Annotated in this window: 18 protein-coding genes; 1 reads left to right on the top strand and 17 read right to left on the bottom strand. The window is 38.4% G+C overall.

Annotated elements, in window-relative coordinates; all coding sequences use genetic code 11:
* Positions 1 to 7 precede the first annotated feature (7 nt).
* Positions 8 to 691: a DUF4956 domain-containing protein gene (locus BN997_RS07810; protein WP_139089043.1), complete on the top strand. Its 684-nt coding sequence runs from the start codon at positions 8 to 10 to the stop codon at positions 689 to 691.
* Positions 692 to 883: 192 nt separating this feature from the next.
* On the opposite strand, the gene BN997_RS07805 is transcribed toward BN997_RS07810, so the two are convergent.
* The 17 genes from BN997_RS07805 to BN997_RS07730 form a co-directional block, all read right to left on the bottom strand.
* Positions 884 to 1,825, bottom strand: coding sequence for an alpha/beta fold hydrolase (locus tag BN997_RS07805; protein WP_042531128.1), 942 nt, complete (start codon positions 1,823 to 1,825; stop codon positions 884 to 886).
* Positions 1,826 to 2,140: 315 nt separating this feature from the next.
* A complete protein-coding gene (locus tag BN997_RS07800) occupies positions 2,141 to 2,491 on the bottom strand; it encodes a DUF2200 domain-containing protein (RefSeq protein ID WP_042531126.1) in 351 nt (116 codons plus the stop codon).
* Between the two features lie 15 nt (positions 2,492 to 2,506).
* On the bottom strand, positions 2,507 to 3,490 hold the full coding sequence (locus tag BN997_RS07795; RefSeq protein ID WP_042531124.1) for a tRNA dihydrouridine synthase: 984 nt from the start codon (positions 3,488 to 3,490) through the stop codon (positions 2,507 to 2,509).
* A gap of 331 nt (positions 3,491 to 3,821) precedes the next feature.
* Positions 3,822 to 4,328, bottom strand: a complete 507-nt coding sequence (locus BN997_RS07790) for a PadR family transcriptional regulator (RefSeq protein ID WP_042531123.1) — start codon at positions 4,326 to 4,328, stop codon at positions 3,822 to 3,824.
* Positions 4,329 to 4,334: 6 nt separating this feature from the next.
* Positions 4,335 to 6,800, bottom strand: coding sequence for an ABC transporter permease (locus tag BN997_RS07785; RefSeq protein ID WP_042531121.1), 2,466 nt, complete (start codon positions 6,798 to 6,800; stop codon positions 4,335 to 4,337).
* Positions 6,769 to 7,488: an ABC transporter ATP-binding protein gene (locus BN997_RS07780; RefSeq protein WP_042531119.1), complete on the bottom strand. Its 720-nt coding sequence runs from the start codon at positions 7,486 to 7,488 to the stop codon at positions 6,769 to 6,771. The genes BN997_RS07785 and BN997_RS07780 overlap by 32 nt, the downstream gene beginning before the upstream one ends.
* 209 nt (positions 7,489 to 7,697) lie before the next feature.
* Positions 7,698 to 7,904, bottom strand: coding sequence for a hypothetical protein (locus BN997_RS07775; RefSeq protein ID WP_042531117.1), 207 nt, complete (start codon positions 7,902 to 7,904; stop codon positions 7,698 to 7,700).
* 206 nt (positions 7,905 to 8,110) lie between these two features.
* Positions 8,111 to 8,401 carry a hypothetical protein gene (locus BN997_RS07770; RefSeq protein WP_042531115.1) on the bottom strand — a complete coding sequence of 97 codons (291 nt, stop codon included), beginning with the start codon at positions 8,399 to 8,401 and terminating at the stop codon, positions 8,111 to 8,113.
* 15 nt (positions 8,402 to 8,416) lie between these two features.
* Positions 8,417 to 8,551 (bottom strand): hypothetical protein, encoded by a 135-nt coding sequence (locus BN997_RS23470; protein WP_244882347.1) that lies wholly within the window; start codon positions 8,549 to 8,551, stop codon positions 8,417 to 8,419.
* Positions 8,552 to 8,971: 420 nt separating this feature from the next.
* Positions 8,972 to 9,382 carry a DUF3021 domain-containing protein gene (locus tag BN997_RS07765; RefSeq protein ID WP_042531113.1) on the bottom strand — a complete coding sequence of 137 codons (411 nt, stop codon included), beginning with the start codon at positions 9,380 to 9,382 and terminating at the stop codon, positions 8,972 to 8,974.
* 1 nt (position 9,383) lies between these two features.
* On the bottom strand, positions 9,384 to 9,833 hold the full coding sequence (locus BN997_RS07760; protein WP_042531111.1) for a LytTR family DNA-binding domain-containing protein: 450 nt from the start codon (positions 9,831 to 9,833) through the stop codon (positions 9,384 to 9,386).
* A 33-nt stretch (positions 9,834 to 9,866) separates the two neighbouring features.
* A complete protein-coding gene (locus BN997_RS07755) occupies positions 9,867 to 10,616 on the bottom strand; it encodes an ABC transporter permease (protein ID WP_244882346.1) in 750 nt (249 codons plus the stop codon).
* Between the two features lie 20 nt (positions 10,617 to 10,636).
* Positions 10,637 to 11,536 (bottom strand): ABC transporter ATP-binding protein, encoded by a 900-nt coding sequence (locus BN997_RS07750; RefSeq protein WP_042531108.1) that lies wholly within the window; start codon positions 11,534 to 11,536, stop codon positions 10,637 to 10,639.
* 256 nt (positions 11,537 to 11,792) lie between these two features.
* A complete protein-coding gene (locus tag BN997_RS07745) occupies positions 11,793 to 13,331 on the bottom strand; it encodes an MFS transporter (protein WP_042531106.1) in 1,539 nt (512 codons plus the stop codon).
* Between the two features lie 62 nt (positions 13,332 to 13,393).
* Positions 13,394 to 14,260: an arylamine N-acetyltransferase gene (locus BN997_RS07740; protein ID WP_052484949.1), complete on the bottom strand. Its 867-nt coding sequence runs from the start codon at positions 14,258 to 14,260 to the stop codon at positions 13,394 to 13,396.
* 146 nt (positions 14,261 to 14,406) lie between these two features.
* On the bottom strand, positions 14,407 to 15,042 hold the full coding sequence (locus BN997_RS07735; RefSeq protein ID WP_042531104.1) for a response regulator: 636 nt from the start codon (positions 15,040 to 15,042) through the stop codon (positions 14,407 to 14,409).
* A gap of 6 nt (positions 15,043 to 15,048) precedes the next feature.
* Complete coding sequence (locus tag BN997_RS07730; RefSeq protein ID WP_042531102.1) at positions 15,049 to 16,728, bottom strand: sensor histidine kinase; 1,680 nt, start codon at positions 16,726 to 16,728, stop codon at positions 15,049 to 15,051.
* Between the last annotated feature and the right edge of the window lie 10 nt (positions 16,729 to 16,738).

Here is a 16,738-nt window from a genome sequence, read left to right as displayed (position 1 = left end):
ATATAGAATGGATTTTATGAATAAAATATTCGATTTACAAGCAAGTGAACCATCCAGCATTTATATGATTTTACTTGCATTGGTCATATCAACTTTATTGAGCCTAGTTATTACGAAGGTTTACATAATCACATTTACAGGCGAACGTTATGCACAATCCTTCGTACACACTATTATTATTTTGAGCATTATTGTCTCTGTCGTTATGAACGTTGTTAGTGATAATGCCGGAGTTGCGTTTGGACTATTTGCTATTTTTTCACTGATTCGATTCAGAAGTGCGGTCACCAATGTGAAAGATATTGCGTATATTTTCTTCGGTCTTTGCGCAGGCATGACATGTGGGCTTTTTCGATTTGATTTAGCGATCATACTTACCTTATTTGCTTGTTTAGTACTTTACTTGCTTTACAAATTTGAATATGGAAAAGGAAAAGATACACAAATTTTAAAGGTAACTGTACCGGAAAACTTAAATTATGAAAATCTGATGCATGATCTACTTGCTGAGTATACACTAAGTTCTTCATTACGACAGGTTGAAACTACTAATCTCGGAACAATGATTTTGTATACTTATGCTATCCGTATGAAAAATGAAGTGCATGATAAAGAACTATTAGATCATATTCGCGAAAAAAATGCTAATTTAAAAGTATCCATTACTTATATGGAAAATACTGATGGGTAGAGTAAGCAGATAGCGTAAAGCCTTTTTATTAAGATGCGCTATATAAAAGAGGATATTAAAAAAGCCGAAAAGCAAGCGTTAAATAAGATAATCCTTTGAAAAATCATTTTATTTAACGCTGGCATTCTAACCTCGGAAATATATTATGACAATATACCTACCGAGAATGCTGAACAACTTTAATTGTTATATTTACATTACTCCTTTATTTATTACGCCTTCTATAAAATCGACAATGCCATCTTCCACTTCTTCTCGAATATCTCGATAGTTGTGAATTTCGTGGCGATAACCACTGTACAGTTTTGTTTTTACCGTATGGCCTGTCTCTGCTAACCAATTGGATACAGCATAAACCCCTTCTCCATATAAACCGACTGGATCCTGATCACCAGCAATATTATATATAGCTATGGAGATAGGGACATTCTCTGCCCACTCTGTTCCAACAATCTGCTCCATCATTTGTACAAAATCATATAAAGACCGGATATTAGGAGGCGATGTGAAGTTATTAAATGGATCATTGGCATGATCAGCTACAATATCCGGATCTCCACTGATCCAATCATTCGCTGTATTCGGTTGATCTATCCGATCTGTCATCCAGCCCAATAACTTACCCAGCGCCTCTGCATCCACTTGGTCCCCCTCACCTGCATCAATTCGGTTTTTCAACTCTATACTCAACTCAGCGGCAGTCGGTAAAACACCCGATGTGCCACATAATATAGCACCTTCCACTCCTTCACCATATTTAGTTAGATAATTTCTAACAATCATCGAACCCATACTATGACCAAATAAGAAAAATGGCAGATGAGGGAATCTCTCTTGTACCATTCGACGTAATTGGTGTTCATCTTCCACCATCGTCATATATCCTTTCTCTCCCCAATTCTCCCAATTACCAGAATCAAATGCTGTTTTTCCATGACCAATATGGTCATCACAAGCTACAATAAAACCTTCTTCATTTAACCTTAAAATCATATGCAAATATCTTCTGGAATGCTCTCCGAATCCATGCACCAGCTGTATAATTCCTTTTGATTTACGAATTGGTGTATAAATCCACCCCTTAATCGTATCCTGCTCACTAAATGACGTAAATGATATCTCATGCAGTCCCATATTCATTTCCTCCTTCATAAAAATAATAAAAAAAGATACACTAAAACCGATCCTTTCTAATTCAGACCATCTAGTGAGCCTTCTCCAATTCTCATCTCTTTTTCATTAACTTTAATTTCAATTAAAAACCCGTTTGTAAGCGTTGTCAATATATATTTGTAATTATGAATTTTAAGAGAGTATCTTCTTTATTAACAAAAAATGATTTCATTAGCACACCTATTAACTCTTAATACAATTTATAATAGCATTTTATTGACAAACCAAAGACACTGATTCTCCTTTCATTGAATCCGTGTCTCTCCATTTCAATCTTTATTCCCTCAATATCTTCTCCATCTTCTTCCCTTTTGCCAATTCATCAATAAGCTTATCCAAATAACGGATTTCCTGCATCAGCGGCTCTTCTATATCCTCTACACGCACACCGCAAATGACGCCTTTGATCAGGGAGCGGGAATCGTTCATCCGCGGAGCTTCTGCAAAGAAAGTCTCAAAGGTTACCTCTTTTTCAATTTGCGCTTCCATTTCTTCTTGACTGTAACCTGTCAGCCAAGTAATAATCTCATCGACTTCTTCTTTGGTACGGTCTTTTCTCTCTGCTTTGTTTACATAATGCGGATATACACTTGCAAAAGTCATTGTGTAGATACGATGATTAGCCATGGTATAGCCTCCCTTTTACTGTTCCGTCACTGCGTCTTCTGTTTCCAAATGAAACGCGTCCAGCAACTTTCGAACTTCATCCGTTGTTTCGGTATGCATCAATTGATTTCTTAATTCACCGGCTCCCCGGAATCCCCGCACGTAAATTTTAAAGAATCGGCGCAATGGTTTGAAGGCGCGCGGCTCCTGCTCTGAATATTTATCATGCAGATCCAGCTGCAATCGTAACAAATCCAGCAATTCCTGACTGCTGTGCTCCCGCGGCTCTTTTTCGAATGCGAATGGATTTTTAAAAATTCCCCGTCCAATCATCACCCCATCGACACCAAATTCTTCAACAAGCTTCAAGCCTGCTTCCCGGTCCGGTATATCTCCATTGATGGTTAACATCGTATCAGGTGCAATCTCATCACGAAGCTTCTTGATTTCTCCAATCAATTCCCAGTGCGCATCGACCTTACTCATTTCTTTTCTCGTACGCAGGTGGATGGAAAGATTCGCTATATCCTGCTCAAACACGTGCTTCAGCCAGTCACGCCATTCATCTATATTTGAATAACCAAGTCGCGTTTTCACACTGACAGGGATTCCGCCAGCTTTGGCAGCCTGGATGATCTCCGCTGCTACTTCCGGACGAAGAATCAATCCGCTTCCCTTTCCTTTGGAAGCCACATTCGGCACAGGACATCCCATATTAAGGTCTATGCCTTTATAGCCCATTTCCGCCATTCCAATGCTCATCTCACGAAAATTATCCGGCTTGTCCCCCCATATATGGGCAACCATCGGCTGTTCGTCCTCGGTAAAAGTCAAACGCCCGCGCACACTATAAATGCCCTCTGGATGACAATAGCTCTCCGTATTTGTAAACTCTGTAAAAAAGACATCCGGGCGGCCTGCTTCAGCTACAACGTGACGAAAAACAACATCCGTTACATCCTCCATCGGCGCCAATATAAAAAACGGTCGTGGTAAATCACGCCAAAAATTATTAGTCATTTCTCCATTTCAATCCTCTCATTTATGGATGGATAAGGCATTATATACTTATCCTATATGTTAAAGCAGTCATCGATACTGCTTCTTTTTTATTTTGTCCATGATAATATTATCATAAGAGGGCTGCAGAGTACAAAAAGACTGAATTACTATTGAATCCAGCTTTTGTAGATTTGAAATAAAGTTTGATCATTTTCTACCTGTGTTGTTCTGCAATCAATCTTGATTATAGATAAAACAAGCTTAAATTTACTTCAGGTTATTTTTGACTTGGTTTGTGCCATCCTTCTTTTGTGAGATACGTACTTAAAGAGAAAACATTTGTCCAGAATTATGATTGATTCCGATTTTCCACTTGATGAATCCAATTTAAATCTGCTTCTAAATGTAAAAGAGTACCAGTGATTAATAAATACCTATTCTCGTCTCCTTGCAAAAGAAAATCCGTTTTTAATTTAGTCAATTCCATGACATTTTTCATTATCATCGCTTTTTGCTGTTCGAGCATCTCCTTTTCCTGTTCGAAACCAACCTTACGAGCACAGCTCCATTTAAAATGAAAGTCGTCTTTCGTAGAATGATAGGGCACTGGTTCCAGCATCCAATTTTCCAATTCTTTTTTTCCTTCCGCAGTTATTTCATAAAGTTTTCTTTCTTGGTCATCCATTCCTACAGATAAGACAAGTTGATCACGGATGAGACGATCCAGAGTCGTATAAATTTGACCAGCATTAATTTTCCCTTTCGTTCCTAGAAGGGATTCTAGTTCTAATTTTAATTCATACCCGTGATTTTTTTGTGAATATAGTAATGTTAATATTCCGTACTTAACTGACATAATTGCTCAACCTTTTTTGAGTGATGATATAATATTGATTTTACTTGCTGTAGCACTAGAAATCCAAGCAGCAAAAAGGCTTAGTGAAATTCCAGCAATCAGTGCCAGTATAATATTTCTCAAAGGTAGTTGAAAAGATATAAATCCTCCCAAAAGTTCGGATTGACTAGTGACATAAAGTAAAACCACACCTGAAAGTATACCTCCAATGACCCCTGATAATCCAATAAGAAATCCTTCTCCAACTATCATCTTTTTAACCTGCTGTTTTGTAAATCCAAGCGCTCGCATCGTTCCTATCTCCGGTGCGCGCTCCAAAGTGTTCATTAATAACGTGTTAGCTGTACCAATACTTGCTAGCCCGATGATTAAAACTAACATGATTAGGATTAACTCGTTCATACCAGATAATGCTGAAGTAGTTGATTTAATTTCATCTTCTACAGTTTCCACTTTTGAGAGATGATTGCTGAAATCCAGCCATAATTGATCACGTAATTGCTCACCATTATATCCGTCAAGTAAAGTTAAAAGCATGTCAAAACTATTCGCCCAACCAAATTCATTGTTTAAATGATTCTCATTCATAAATGCGACATAACCTGAGTAATTCGATGTTTTCACCACGTCAATAACTTCAAGTTGTTGTTTGCCTGATGGTGTATTAATGGAAATATATTCTCCCACATTTCCGCCCCATTCATCAAAAGCTCTTTCACCAAGGAGAATAGAAGGTTCCTTAGTTAGGTCATTATATAAATTCTCTTTTTTAGAACTCTCAAACAAGGCAGGTCCTTCTTTATCTACAGCAAAAACGGAAAACTGTTTCTTCTCTCCATCGATTGTTTCCCATGTAATTGGTGCAGCTTCTGTTAACGGTTCAGCCTTGGCAACAGAATCATAAGATAGCAGTTTTGTTCTGTCCTGATTAGTCCAAGGCGCTTCTGATGTAACTCTGAGGTCACCTCCATACGTATCCCTGATTTCATTTTCATAACCTTCAGGAGCAGATTCTATAACAGCGCTTAGTAATAATATCACCGCTATCCCAACAGCAAGAATGGCAGCAGTATTGGCATTTCGATTTAATTGTTGTGTAAGGTTTTGGGCTGCAAGATTGCCAGGATAACCGAAGAACACCTTCAAAACCGGTTTAAGTATTCGCTTCAGCACCAGTAAAAGTAATGGAAACAACAGAATAACACTTATTAATATAGCTAAATAAGAGGCAGAGTGATCAATAAATATAAAAGAAAGTAAGCCGCCCCCCACAACAACTCTCAGCACAAATTGCCTTGTCGATGAATACGTTTGATTTCCCATTTTTAATGTCATTAAGACCGAAGTTTTCCCAGCATTGTAAATAGGAAATAAAGAAAAGACAACAGGAAACAGAATCCCAATTACTACAGATATGAATGTAGGCATTTTCCAATTTAATGTGTAAACCATATCAAACTCAAACACGCCCAGCAACGTTTGCATAAATATATCCCCAAGCCAAATTCCTATAGGAACTCCAATAGCTGTACCAATTAATGCTAAAAGTATTACTTCAATAAGAATAAGTCTAGAAACAGAACTTTGAAGATAACCAAGACTCTTCATTATCGCAAATTCCTTTTTCCGCTCCATAACGCTTGTATAAATCATATTAAAAACGATGAATCCGCTGATAAAAATCGATAGCCCAGCAATTAAGTAAAAAAATGTATAAAGTCCTCCAATATCATTACTTTGCAGATCATCTGCGACAACTGGCTGTATGTATACATTTGAATTACCAAATTCGTTCTGGAGAGATTGGAAAAGTTCCTCCCCTTCTCCATTTATTTGAAATCTTACATAGGAAAGCTCGTTATCCATACCAGTCCAATCTCTTAACAAATCAAGTGGAGCCATGATTCGGAAGTTATTTGACTCAGCACCTTCCCAATCACTCGGACTTGCAAGCAGTTGCGTATATTCAACAATAGCGGAAACCTTAGCTTCTCCCAAATCGGTAAACCTAATTGTATCTCCTACTTTTTTATTTAACAGATTTGCAACAACGTCTGGTATCACCAACCCTTCATTATCTAAATCCCCGTCGATAACAGGAAGTTTTAGTAAAGAACTATTTTGGTTATTTACACCTGTAATTCGTACGGACCGTTGATTTAAGGTTTGATCTCCCTCAAGTTCAAAGAAAGCTTGCTTGTCAAGCGCAAACATTGTTTCCGTTACATCTGGATTCGCCAAAATGGAGGAAACCGCATCTTCAGAATAAGTATGTTCATCACTTAGAACCCAGTAATCCGCATTTGCCACATACATTTGTTCGTAATAATCGAAAACATCATTTGTTGTTTTGTCGGCAATCAGCATGGATGTGACAAACGATATCCCTAAAATAATCCCCAGCATTGAAATGAAAAATCGTTTTTTATTTTGTGTTATGTTACGCCATGAAATTCGCCACATATTTAGCATAATCATCTTCCTTTCTAGAGATGACTTGATCAATAACTCCATCTTTAAAAAGAATAATTCGATCTGCAAACCCAGCTGCGAAAATATCATGTGTAACCATGATGACTGTTTGATTGCTTTCTCGGTTGAATCTTGATATTAATCCGAGAATTTCCTCTGCTTTATTTCTATCTAAATTTCCTGTTGGCTCGTCAGCTAATAAAACGGAAGGATTGTTGACTAGCGCTCTAGCTATAGCTACTCGTTGTTGTTGACCACCACTAAGTAAATTAACATGTTTCCGGCCAAGCCCTTTCAGTCCTACAGCATCAAGTAATTCTAAAATCATTTGGTTCTTCTCTTTCGTTAAGCTGCCATCTGCATGTAGAGGGAAAGCTATATTTTCCTTTACATTTAATGTAGGTAGCAGTTGGTAATTTTGAAAAATAAAACCTATATACTTTCTACGGAATATGGTTCTTTCTTTTTCCGTCATGTTACTTAAATGATTTTGATTTATTAATATATCTCCTTCAGTTGGTATATCGAGACCACCTAGGAGTTGGAGTAATGTACTTTTCCCAGAACCGCTAGGTCCCATTATAGCCACAAATTCTCCTTCTTCAACGTTCAAATCCACATTTTTCAACACTTCCGTTCTTTCTTGCCCTTGTATAAATTCCTTTTTTAGGTTCCTGACCTTAATCATGTTTTAATTCCTCCTGTCCTCAAAAACATTATATACTAAGTATATAATTTAATAAAGTTAATTCAATTATTTTTCTTTATATATTTGAGTTCACAGTAAAAACACCTATAAATAACACATACTTAGTATATGTTATTTATAGGTGTTTTTACTCTTTAAAACGAAATTTAATTTCCCTTCCAGCATTTACTGTTATGGCAAGGTGTCGCTCAATTGTACTCCAAGCCATTCAACGTGGGCAGGAACCAGCATCTTAATGCAGATAATTTGATGCCCTTATTTCTTTTCATCAAAATACCGCTAAGCGATTTTATTATATACATAACCGCCATTAAATGTATTGCTTTATCATATTGATTGTCGCGGATAAGTTCACGTTTTAGTTCCACCACAACAATGCCAACACCCTCTTCCATTAACTCCTCATCGTCGATATCTTGGTCCAGCAATTCCAGAAAAATTTCATATTGTCCGTCTAATGGAAGCTGTTCAAAGTGGTCAAACCTCTATTCTCTTTGTTCTGTGAAAGAGATCAACGTTATCAAACTCCCTATATCATTTCATCCTATGATTTTTTCTTGTGAGCAAAAATCGAACCATCGTTATGAAGTATCACTTACAACTATATATCTATATTCTGAAACGTATCGATTTCTTTGGAAAGTGCGTTTTTCATCTTCTGGCCACATTTATCATCGCAAACCGTAAACAGGCCGTCTTGTCCATGCTTTTTTGCTTCTGAGTCAGCAGTGGGAACAACCATTGGTACACTTGTCCCCCGTGAGGATAGATAGACCTGAATGATTTCTCCTTCTTTATCCTTGAAATCTACTCCTTCAGCAAACTTCACATTTAGCGCGGTTAATGGCTGGTTTTCTCCTATTTTCTTCATACACCATGCACATCGGAACATTATTGACTCCTCCCTCTATATAAATATTTGCTTTAAATCTAATTCTAAATTAGGCAGTGTCTCAACAGAAATCATATCGCTTTTTGTAAAGATTCCTTTAAATGGATATTGCTCGTCAGTTAGCAAATGGATTTCTACAGATTCATTCACCGGATCAACAATCCAGTATTCTTTCCCTTCAAGAAAACAGAAAAAGCAGCAGACAGCTCCCGCAATACTTGCTGGTGTTTACGTGAAGAGCCAGGCGAGATATTAAAAATAGCTCCATCAATTAATTGAATGTTTTCCTCTTCATCCCAGGTCAGATAATCCGCATACGAATATGTCTCCTTTTTATTTGGAATAGACGTAAAATCATTCTCTTTAACGCGTATTTTACAGTTAGCATAGCATAATCAGAACGATTACTCATCTAACATGGATAAGCTTCTTAAAAATAAATATATTCGTTTCGATAGTATTTCCTATATTTATTTTATCATTTCTTGATACATTATCATCAAAAAAAGACTGAAACATATCTTTCCTGAACAATCCCCAGATTCAGAAAAAGCGTTCCAGCCTTCACATCTATTTATTTTTATGCAAATATTTATTTAACGCTGCTTCCTGTCTTTTAAAGTATAGATACCAGCAGAACCAGTTGACGACATACAGAAGGATAAAAATCAAACTGCCCCATAAAATAACCCAGCCGTTGAGAGGAATCCAACCGACTAAACCAGCAATAATCAGCCAAAAACTATACGTAAGGACAAAATGGATAATCGATTTTTTAATCAGATGGTTCCCGCTTTCTCCAAAGATAAGCGAAGATATGCCGAAATAGACGCCCATTAACATGCTTGCTCCCATATGCATCCATATTTCCGAAACTGTTGACTCCACAGCATTGAGTTTCATAATGGTGAGGACAATAAACGTTAATATCGCTCCGAAAGCGATGCCCAGTGTCGAACGCTTCAACATTTCAAGTATCATATTACTGTCCTCCCTGCATTAGTTTGTTTTTAATGGCACTGACATATTTTCGCGTAATATATTCCTTGTTGCCAGATTGAAAATAAACACATAAATTTCCATTAAAGGATGCTTCAAATTTTTCAATACGATGGATATTCCCGATAACCGACTTGGAAAAGCGCATAAAACCATATGGAACTAAGAACTCCTCCACTTCATACAGCTTCATTCGTACTTCAAAACGCCAATCCTTGGACACCGCATAGATTTTTCGTTTTTCCGCATGAATAAAATCAATCTCCTTTGGCTCCAGCAGGACCGTCTGTTCCTCATCAACCCCAAATAAACGCTGCTGTTTTTTCCTTTTAATCACATTCACGATATCCTCCAGCTCCTGCGTCCATTCCTTAGCCTGGATAGTGATTTGCGTTTCTTCATGGTTATCATCGATATCAATGTTTATTTTCATTCCGACCCCTCCACATTCGTTTCACATCTACGGCTAATTCACAGCTCGTTTCAAAAAATATGGGTACCGGATAATGGCAATACTAAATGCAGCTAATCCAATCGCTAATAAGACACCTAACGTCTGGAATAATTCCGAAGCTTGCGTGGTTCCTGCCATCGCATCCTGAAAAGACTGGTGTGCCCAGTATTGAGGCAGAAAACGGGCAATTGTCTGCATAAAGTCCGGAAGCATTTCAAGGGGCATCCATAATCCGCTCAGCATCGCTCCACCGAGAGCAATAATTTGTGTAATTGCAATTCCCATATTTTCGGTGTTTACTATCAGTGACATAGCGAGCCCGATTGCTGTCACTGTAAATGTGATAAACAAGGACAAAATCAATAAAATAATCGGCTCACCTAACGAAATATCATAAACGACCTTTCCAAATAAAAATAACACAATAATCTGAAATAATACAATAAACATGAACGGAAGCCATTTACCTAGTAAATAGGAATAACTTTTGAGAGGGGTACTTGCCAGTCTTGCTGTTACCCCTTTGTCTCTGTCTTTAATAAATACCTGAACCATTGAAATCATAATAAAAAATACAAACATCACCACATATCCTGGAACAATGGACTGAATAACTTCCTGCCTCATTGCATCATCCACCCCTGAAGTAAAGATAGCAATAAATAATACCGTAAATAGAATAGGCAGTAAGAATATCCAAAACACAAGCCCTTTATCCTGTACATGCTTTTTTAATTCTACTATCATAACAGCATTCATCATGAACACCTCCAGCTTTATTTTTAATCTCTCAAGTTACTTCCAGTCAACCGGAAAAATACATCTTCCAACCGCGGTCGAACAAGCTCCAGCCGCTCTACGTCTATTTTCTTCTCTCTGCAATAGGAAATCAGATTTTCCATCGCTGACAGAGCTTCTTCTGTATAGATTAAAAATGCATCCTTCTCCTGCGAAACGTCACCATACGATTCCAGCTGCTCAGCCGAAATATGATCTGCTTTGATATAAATGGATGGAATCGCATATTGTTGAAGTAATTCACTTACCAGTCCATTCTCTATCAATTCTCCTCTATCGAGAAATGCCACATCGTCACAGAGTCTTTCCACTTCCTCCATGTAATGACTTGCATAGATAACCGTCTTCCCTGCTGTTTTCAGTTCTTCAATCATTTGAAATATATATTGCCTTGATTGGGGATCGATACCGACTGTTGGCTCATCCATGATGATAAGCTCCGGATTATGCATCAGTGCACAGCCAATATTCAGCCTGCGCTTCATTCCCCCTGAAAAAGTGGATACTTTATCTTTGCTCCTTTCGCTAAGACCGATTAGCGCCAGCACTTCCTTTGTCCGTTGAGCCAGTTTGTTTCCTTTTAATCCATATATTCTTCCAAATAAATATAAGTTGCCGGATGCTGTGATATTCTCTTCCAATACAATATCCTGTGGAACATAGCCTAATTTCTGTTTTGTTTTATCGGAGATCCGTTGTTCATTGAATTCAATTTTTCCTTCATAGTCGCGGATAATAGAAGTAATCATCTTAATTAAAGTGGATTTCCCTGCCCCATTCGGACCGACCAATCCATAGCAGGTTCCCTCAGGGACAGCCATGGAAATATCTTTTAATGCCTCTGCCTTCTCATAATGCTTTGTTACATTTTGAATCGTCAGCATTACTCACCATCTCCTTTTACTTATATTATGGCAAAGGAATGAAAGGCTGCGGGAAGAATTGGAATAACATGCGAGGTTGAATGTATGAAATGCTGCAAATTTTGCTTCACATTTACACAACTTAAAAAATCATTTTAATAATGGATGCCTTTTTTATATAACATCTTTTTCACATGAAAAAACCCTTCAGCTCAACCTACCTAAAGGGTTATCATTCATATCTTTTTTGAAAAATAGAATACCTGTAAACAAAAGCTTAATCTTCTTTCCCTATATTTCTAAACTTCCATACAATACTCACTATTAAGATAAACAAACCAATTACCGTTATTCCATAGACCGTTTGAAGCGCAGTGGTAAATGATGACTGTATAGCTTGAAGCATTTCCGGGAATCTTTCTGATACGGCAACAGCTGAACCAACGTTTTCCATGGCTGAATCAGCTATTTCTGCAGGCACTCCAGCGGGAATAGCATCCATCAGCACCGAACGGTAAACTAACATTCCAAGACTCCCAATGAATGCAATACTCACTACCGAGCCAAATCCGCTGCTTACATCGGACATCGCAGAAGCTGAGCCAGCGCGCTCTTGTGGAACACTGGAGATAAGCTGCTCACCGGTAATAGTCATAGCAGGACCTACTCCGAATGCGAGAAGGGAAGCACCAATAATTAACAGAAGTGCTCCTGCATCATGCACAGTTAACATAATAAATAATGCACCAGCTGAAGCAGTTAACAAACCTGCTACCATAGCATATGCCGGACGTATCCATCTTGTAAGCACAGGAGATATTAACGTTCCCGCCATCGACAAGAGTGCAGGGATAATCAACAGAAGGCCTGCCTCTGTTGGAGTCAGTCCAACAACTGCTTGCAAATGTTGTGCAAAAAGCATATCTGTCCCAGTCGTTACAAGTAATATAATCATCAAAGCAATCAATGAAAAATTAAATTTGCGAATTCGAAACATGCTCAAATCCAATAGTGGATCTTCCGCTTTTAACTGCCGACGAATAAACAGTACTCCAACTCCAATACCAATCACTACTGATCCAGCGTAAAGCATATTAAAACCAGCGTTAGCCATTTCCTGCAAACCGAAAATCAAAGTTATCAATGCGAATGAGGATAACAAAACACTGATAAAATCGAGACGTTTTGAATCCTTGTTGCGATACTCAGGAAGTAGGGGCGATATAACTAACAATACAATGGCAATCGGAACATTAATGAGAAATACAGCTCCCCATCCAAAGTAATCCAAGAGTAAACCGCCCATTGGAGGCCCTAGCGCCATGCCAGCTGAGAATGCGCTAAGGTTAATAGCAATTGCTACTGAAAATTGTTTTGGATTGAAAAACATATTGCGTAGTAAAGACATCGTGGACGGCATCACAGTTGCAGCCGCTACACCAAGAAGTGCTCTTGTCGCAATCAACATCCAAGGCTCCGTCGAAATTGTAGCAATAAAGGAGGCTGCCCCATAGACAGTTACACCAATCACAAGCAATCGCCTTCTTCCTATATTGTCACCCAAACGCCCCATCGTTAATGCGAATCCCACAGCCAGCAATTCGCCAACATGAATAATCCAAAGCATTTGTGTACTGCTTGGTTCCAAATCAGCAGCAATTGATGGTGTGGCAAGAAAGAGAACGGTCATGTCGGTTGAAAGCATAAAAACTGCTAAAGTTAATGCTCCAAGCCCTATCCATTCTCGCCATGTTGCCCTTTGCGCTTCATCAATATGCGCATTACTGCCATTTTGATTATCGTTTGTGTTACTCATAGCTGCCTGCTCTCCTTTTAATATGACTTAACCATTTCCATACTCAAGGTTATTGTTCACTTCTACAAATCTCCCTTTAACTTTTTAAAAATATCCATTCCAAGTTCCTCAAGCACATCTATGGCATTTTCGACTGGCAATTTAGGAAGTTCAAATTCCTGATTGATAACCTCGCGAATAGATTGACGATCTGCTAATATATGCTTTTCAACCTCTCCATCACTATATTGAATACTTAACACATTATTAACTAAAGATAGAGACCGCCGTTGATCCAATTGCCAAATTTGGCAACGTAAATCAGACGTAAATAATCCATTAGGCTGGAAATATTCTTTGATTGCCTGCTGAAAATCATCAAATTGGTAGATTTTCTTTGTATCAAAATCCCAGACTATATTCTCAGATAATTCTCTATTCACATATCGGTAATACCTATACGTTCCTGGTTCATTTCCCGGACGAAGTTTTATCTCAACATTTCCAAATCGGGAGACATTCATCGGGTCTGTTTGCAAATGAACCGGTTCAAAAAAAGGAGCACCATTACCAGCATCTACATACACTTCTTCCTCTTCACCTGGTATCTGAACGAGCAAAGCAACATGCCTTCCGCCTAAAAAAGCATAACGGTTTTGGAAGCCAAGCTGTTTTAATAGCTGATGAAGACTACTGTTGATTACATAACACGTCCCGCCCATATGATACTGAAATAGCTGTCTAACAAACCGCTTTTCATCTTGAACAAGCTTCCCTTTTTTTTGATATTCCTCCAATTGCAGCAACGTGCTAATATTTTCAAAAGGAATTTGATTTAAATGAGCGCTGGATATTTCAGTTAAATATTCCAGCGAAGGCTCTTTAACAGAGACCTGAATATAGTGCAAATACTCCCTTGCCCACCCAGGCAATTGTTTTTGATTCATCATTCTCTTCACTCTCCTTTATTTCTTGTTTTTATCTACTTTCACTATACTAACCCTTAAAATAAAGCACATCCTACAGCTGTCTAAAAATCCCATAGAAAAAAGGCCTTACCATAAATAAGACCTTTTCTACGACGACCGTCGTATACTTATACTTCAAACCATCTATGTTTTAAAGCATGAATCGCCGCTTGAGTTCGATCTTGAACCTCCATTTTACCAAGGATACTTGTAATATGTGTTTTCACCGTTTTCTCTGTGATATAGAGTGCTGCAGCAATCTCCTTGTTACTTTCTCCATATGTGATATGTTTCAAAACCATCCGTTCTCTAGGTGTTAATTCATAGTAGCTGGATTGTTTCTCATCTTCTTTGGCGACATGCACCATTAAATGGCTAGTTATTTGCGAATGAAGCGAAGTTCCTCCCTCCATAACAGCGATGAGGGTTTCTTCCAAAAAGGTTGGGTCAACATCTTTTAGCTGATAACCGCTGGCACCCGCACGAATTGCCGGTATGACATGGTCCTTATCAGAGGAGCTAGTGAGTATAACCACCTTCACTTCAGGATAGTCTGCTTTTATTTGTCTGGTCGCTTCGATTCCATCCATATTTGGCATGATCACATCCATCAACACAATATCCGGCTGCAGTTTTTTCACTTGCTGCAATGCTTCTTTTCCATCCTGGGCTTCACCTACAATATCGATACCAGGCCTTGTTTGCAGAAAAAAGCGCAGACCTTTTAAAACGACAAGATGATCATCGACAAGTAATACTTTCAAAGAATATCACCTTCCTTTTCGATGGATTGGAACACGAACAATAATCGTCGTACCCTTTCCTTTTTCACTATTTATATGGAAAGAACCTTCAAGTTCTTCGACTCTTTCTTTCATACTTGTAATACCAAGGGATTGCTGTTTCTCAACAGCACCTCCACTGCCTTGATCTCTCACTTTCATTGTAAAGCCATCAGCATCTGATTGTATGACCATCGCAGCTTTAGATGTCCCAGCATGTTTTTGAATATTATTCAATGCTTCCTGTCCAATTCGCCACAATGCTTCTTTATACGATTGATTTATCTCTAAATCATCCGGAGCCTCCATAGATAAATCCAGCCCAATTTTTTGTGCATATTCGTGGAATGAAGTAATCAGTCCCTGTTCAAGGTGATTGGGACGAAGCTGCCAAATCAAACTCCGCATGTCTATTAAAGCTTCTTTTGAAAGCTGCTGAACTTCCAGAACAGCTTTCAAAATGGCACGTTCCTTCTTATCAATTAATCTTTGCAGCCCACCTGATATTAATGAGAGAGCAAACAATTTTTGATTGACAGAGTCGTGTAGATCCCGTGCAAGTCGATTTCTTTCCTTATCGACAAGCAATGCTTCCCATTCTTCATGTAGACGGATACGCTCAATACCCATAGAAAGATGATCAGCGAGTCCTTCCAGCATTCCGATTTCCAAATGATCACATGCTGTGGTGTTTCGGCTAAGCAATAACACACCGAATGTTGCCTCAGGTCTATCACGCATAAACAAAGGAAAAGCAATGGAATAAAGAGATTGATAGTCTTTTAAAGAGAAAAAATGCAACGGCTGTTTATTGTTCTGTGTAACACGCTGTTGTGCATAAGCTTTTCGAATGAAATCTGGTCGAGAAAGGTTTATTTCTTGTTCCGTATCAAAAACTTCTTTAGGCCCATGTTCATCTGAATGGAATTGGACGGTCAGCCTCTCTTCCTCCATTGTAATAATAGCGGCATGTGTCCAATGGGGTAAATGATGATGCAACGCTTGCATGATTCTCTGAAACAATTCATTTCGGTTAAGAACATTTCCAATTTCATGTTTAATTTTTTCGGCATTGGCATAAGCATTGATAAGATAACGTGCAGTAGCATTTACTTCTTCTTTGGTTTGCTCCACGTGCAAACGCGTCCGTTCTACTGCTGCACCTATTTGATAAGCAATGGTTTCCAAAAGGATAAGGTCCTCCTCTTGAAAACGAAGACGCCCAGGTGAAGCTAAATTAAGCAAGCCGATTTTCTTCCCGCGAATCGTAAGAGGGATACTCGCATGATGGGTAAGTCCCCGTGTTTCACCCATCTTATCCGTGACAGCTTGTTTAAGACGAAAACATTTCACATGGTTGACAGCCTGTTTCATACGTCCTTCCCAATAAAGCTGCAAACACGTACAATCGGTGCATCCTTCCTGACAATGCATCAGTTCTTCTCTGTTATCAGCCATCGCAGGCGGAAGTTGATAATCAGCAGCAAGACGGTAAAAAGTAGCATCCTCCGTTAAAAATATCCATCCGGTTTCCAATTCCATTAATTCAAGCAAGCGTTCTAATGATAATTGCAGAATTTCATGGAGGTCCGTGCTCTTATTCAATGTCTCCGAAATTTCCCGCTGGATTTGCAGTGCTTTTTGATAATTTGATAGATGACTCGACATCTATGCTTCC

The sequence above is a fragment of the Oceanobacillus oncorhynchi genome, from assembly GCF_000821065.1.
Lineage (GTDB): Bacteria > Bacillota > Bacilli > Bacillales > Amphibacillaceae > Oceanobacillus > Oceanobacillus oncorhynchi.
Note: the sequence above shows the minus strand (reverse complement) of the source record. Positions and strands in the feature narration are given on the sequence as shown.

What these genes read in the sequence shown, in the direction of transcription:
- BN997_RS07775 (WP_042531117.1), bottom strand. Translation starts at nt 7,904, where the DNA reads ATGGAAGAGGGTGTTGGCATTGTTGTGGTGGAACTAAAACGTGAACTT.
- BN997_RS07790 (WP_042531123.1), bottom strand. Translation starts at nt 4,328, where the DNA reads ATGTCAGTTAAGTACGGAATATTAACATTACTATATTCACAAAAAAAT.
- BN997_RS07805 (WP_042531128.1), bottom strand. Translation starts at nt 1,825, where the DNA reads ATGGGACTGCATGAGATATCATTTACGTCATTTAGTGAGCAGGATACG.
- BN997_RS07730 (WP_042531102.1), bottom strand. Translation starts at nt 16,728, where the DNA reads ATGTCGAGTCATCTATCAAATTATCAAAAAGCACTGCAAATCCAGCGG.
- BN997_RS07800 (WP_042531126.1), bottom strand. Translation starts at nt 2,491, where the DNA reads ATGGCTAATCATCGTATCTACACAATGACTTTTGCAAGTGTATATCCG.
- BN997_RS07795 (WP_042531124.1), bottom strand. Translation starts at nt 3,490, where the DNA reads ATGACTAATAATTTTTGGCGTGATTTACCACGACCGTTTTTTATATTG.
- BN997_RS07755 (WP_244882346.1), bottom strand. Translation starts at nt 10,616, where the DNA reads ATGATGAATGCTGTTATGATAGTAGAATTAAAAAAGCATGTACAGGAT.
- BN997_RS07750 (WP_042531108.1), bottom strand. Translation starts at nt 11,536, where the DNA reads ATGCTGACGATTCAAAATGTAACAAAGCATTATGAGAAGGCAGAGGCA.
- BN997_RS07785 (WP_042531121.1), bottom strand. Translation starts at nt 6,800, where the DNA reads ATGCTAAATATGTGGCGAATTTCATGGCGTAACATAACACAAAATAAA.
- BN997_RS07765 (WP_042531113.1), bottom strand. Translation starts at nt 9,382, where the DNA reads ATGATACTTGAAATGTTGAAGCGTTCGACACTGGGCATCGCTTTCGGA.
- BN997_RS07770 (WP_042531115.1), bottom strand. Translation starts at nt 8,401, where the DNA reads ATGTTCCGATGTGCATGGTGTATGAAGAAAATAGGAGAAAACCAGCCA.
- BN997_RS07810 (WP_139089043.1), top strand. Translation starts at nt 8, where the DNA reads ATGGATTTTATGAATAAAATATTCGATTTACAAGCAAGTGAACCATCC.
- BN997_RS07740 (WP_052484949.1), bottom strand. Translation starts at nt 14,260, where the DNA reads ATGATGAATCAAAAACAATTGCCTGGGTGGGCAAGGGAGTATTTGCAC.
- BN997_RS07760 (WP_042531111.1), bottom strand. Translation starts at nt 9,833, where the DNA reads ATGAAAATAAACATTGATATCGATGATAACCATGAAGAAACGCAAATC.
- BN997_RS07745 (WP_042531106.1), bottom strand. Translation starts at nt 13,331, where the DNA reads ATGAGTAACACAAACGATAATCAAAATGGCAGTAATGCGCATATTGAT.
- BN997_RS07780 (WP_042531119.1), bottom strand. Translation starts at nt 7,488, where the DNA reads ATGATTAAGGTCAGGAACCTAAAAAAGGAATTTATACAAGGGCAAGAA.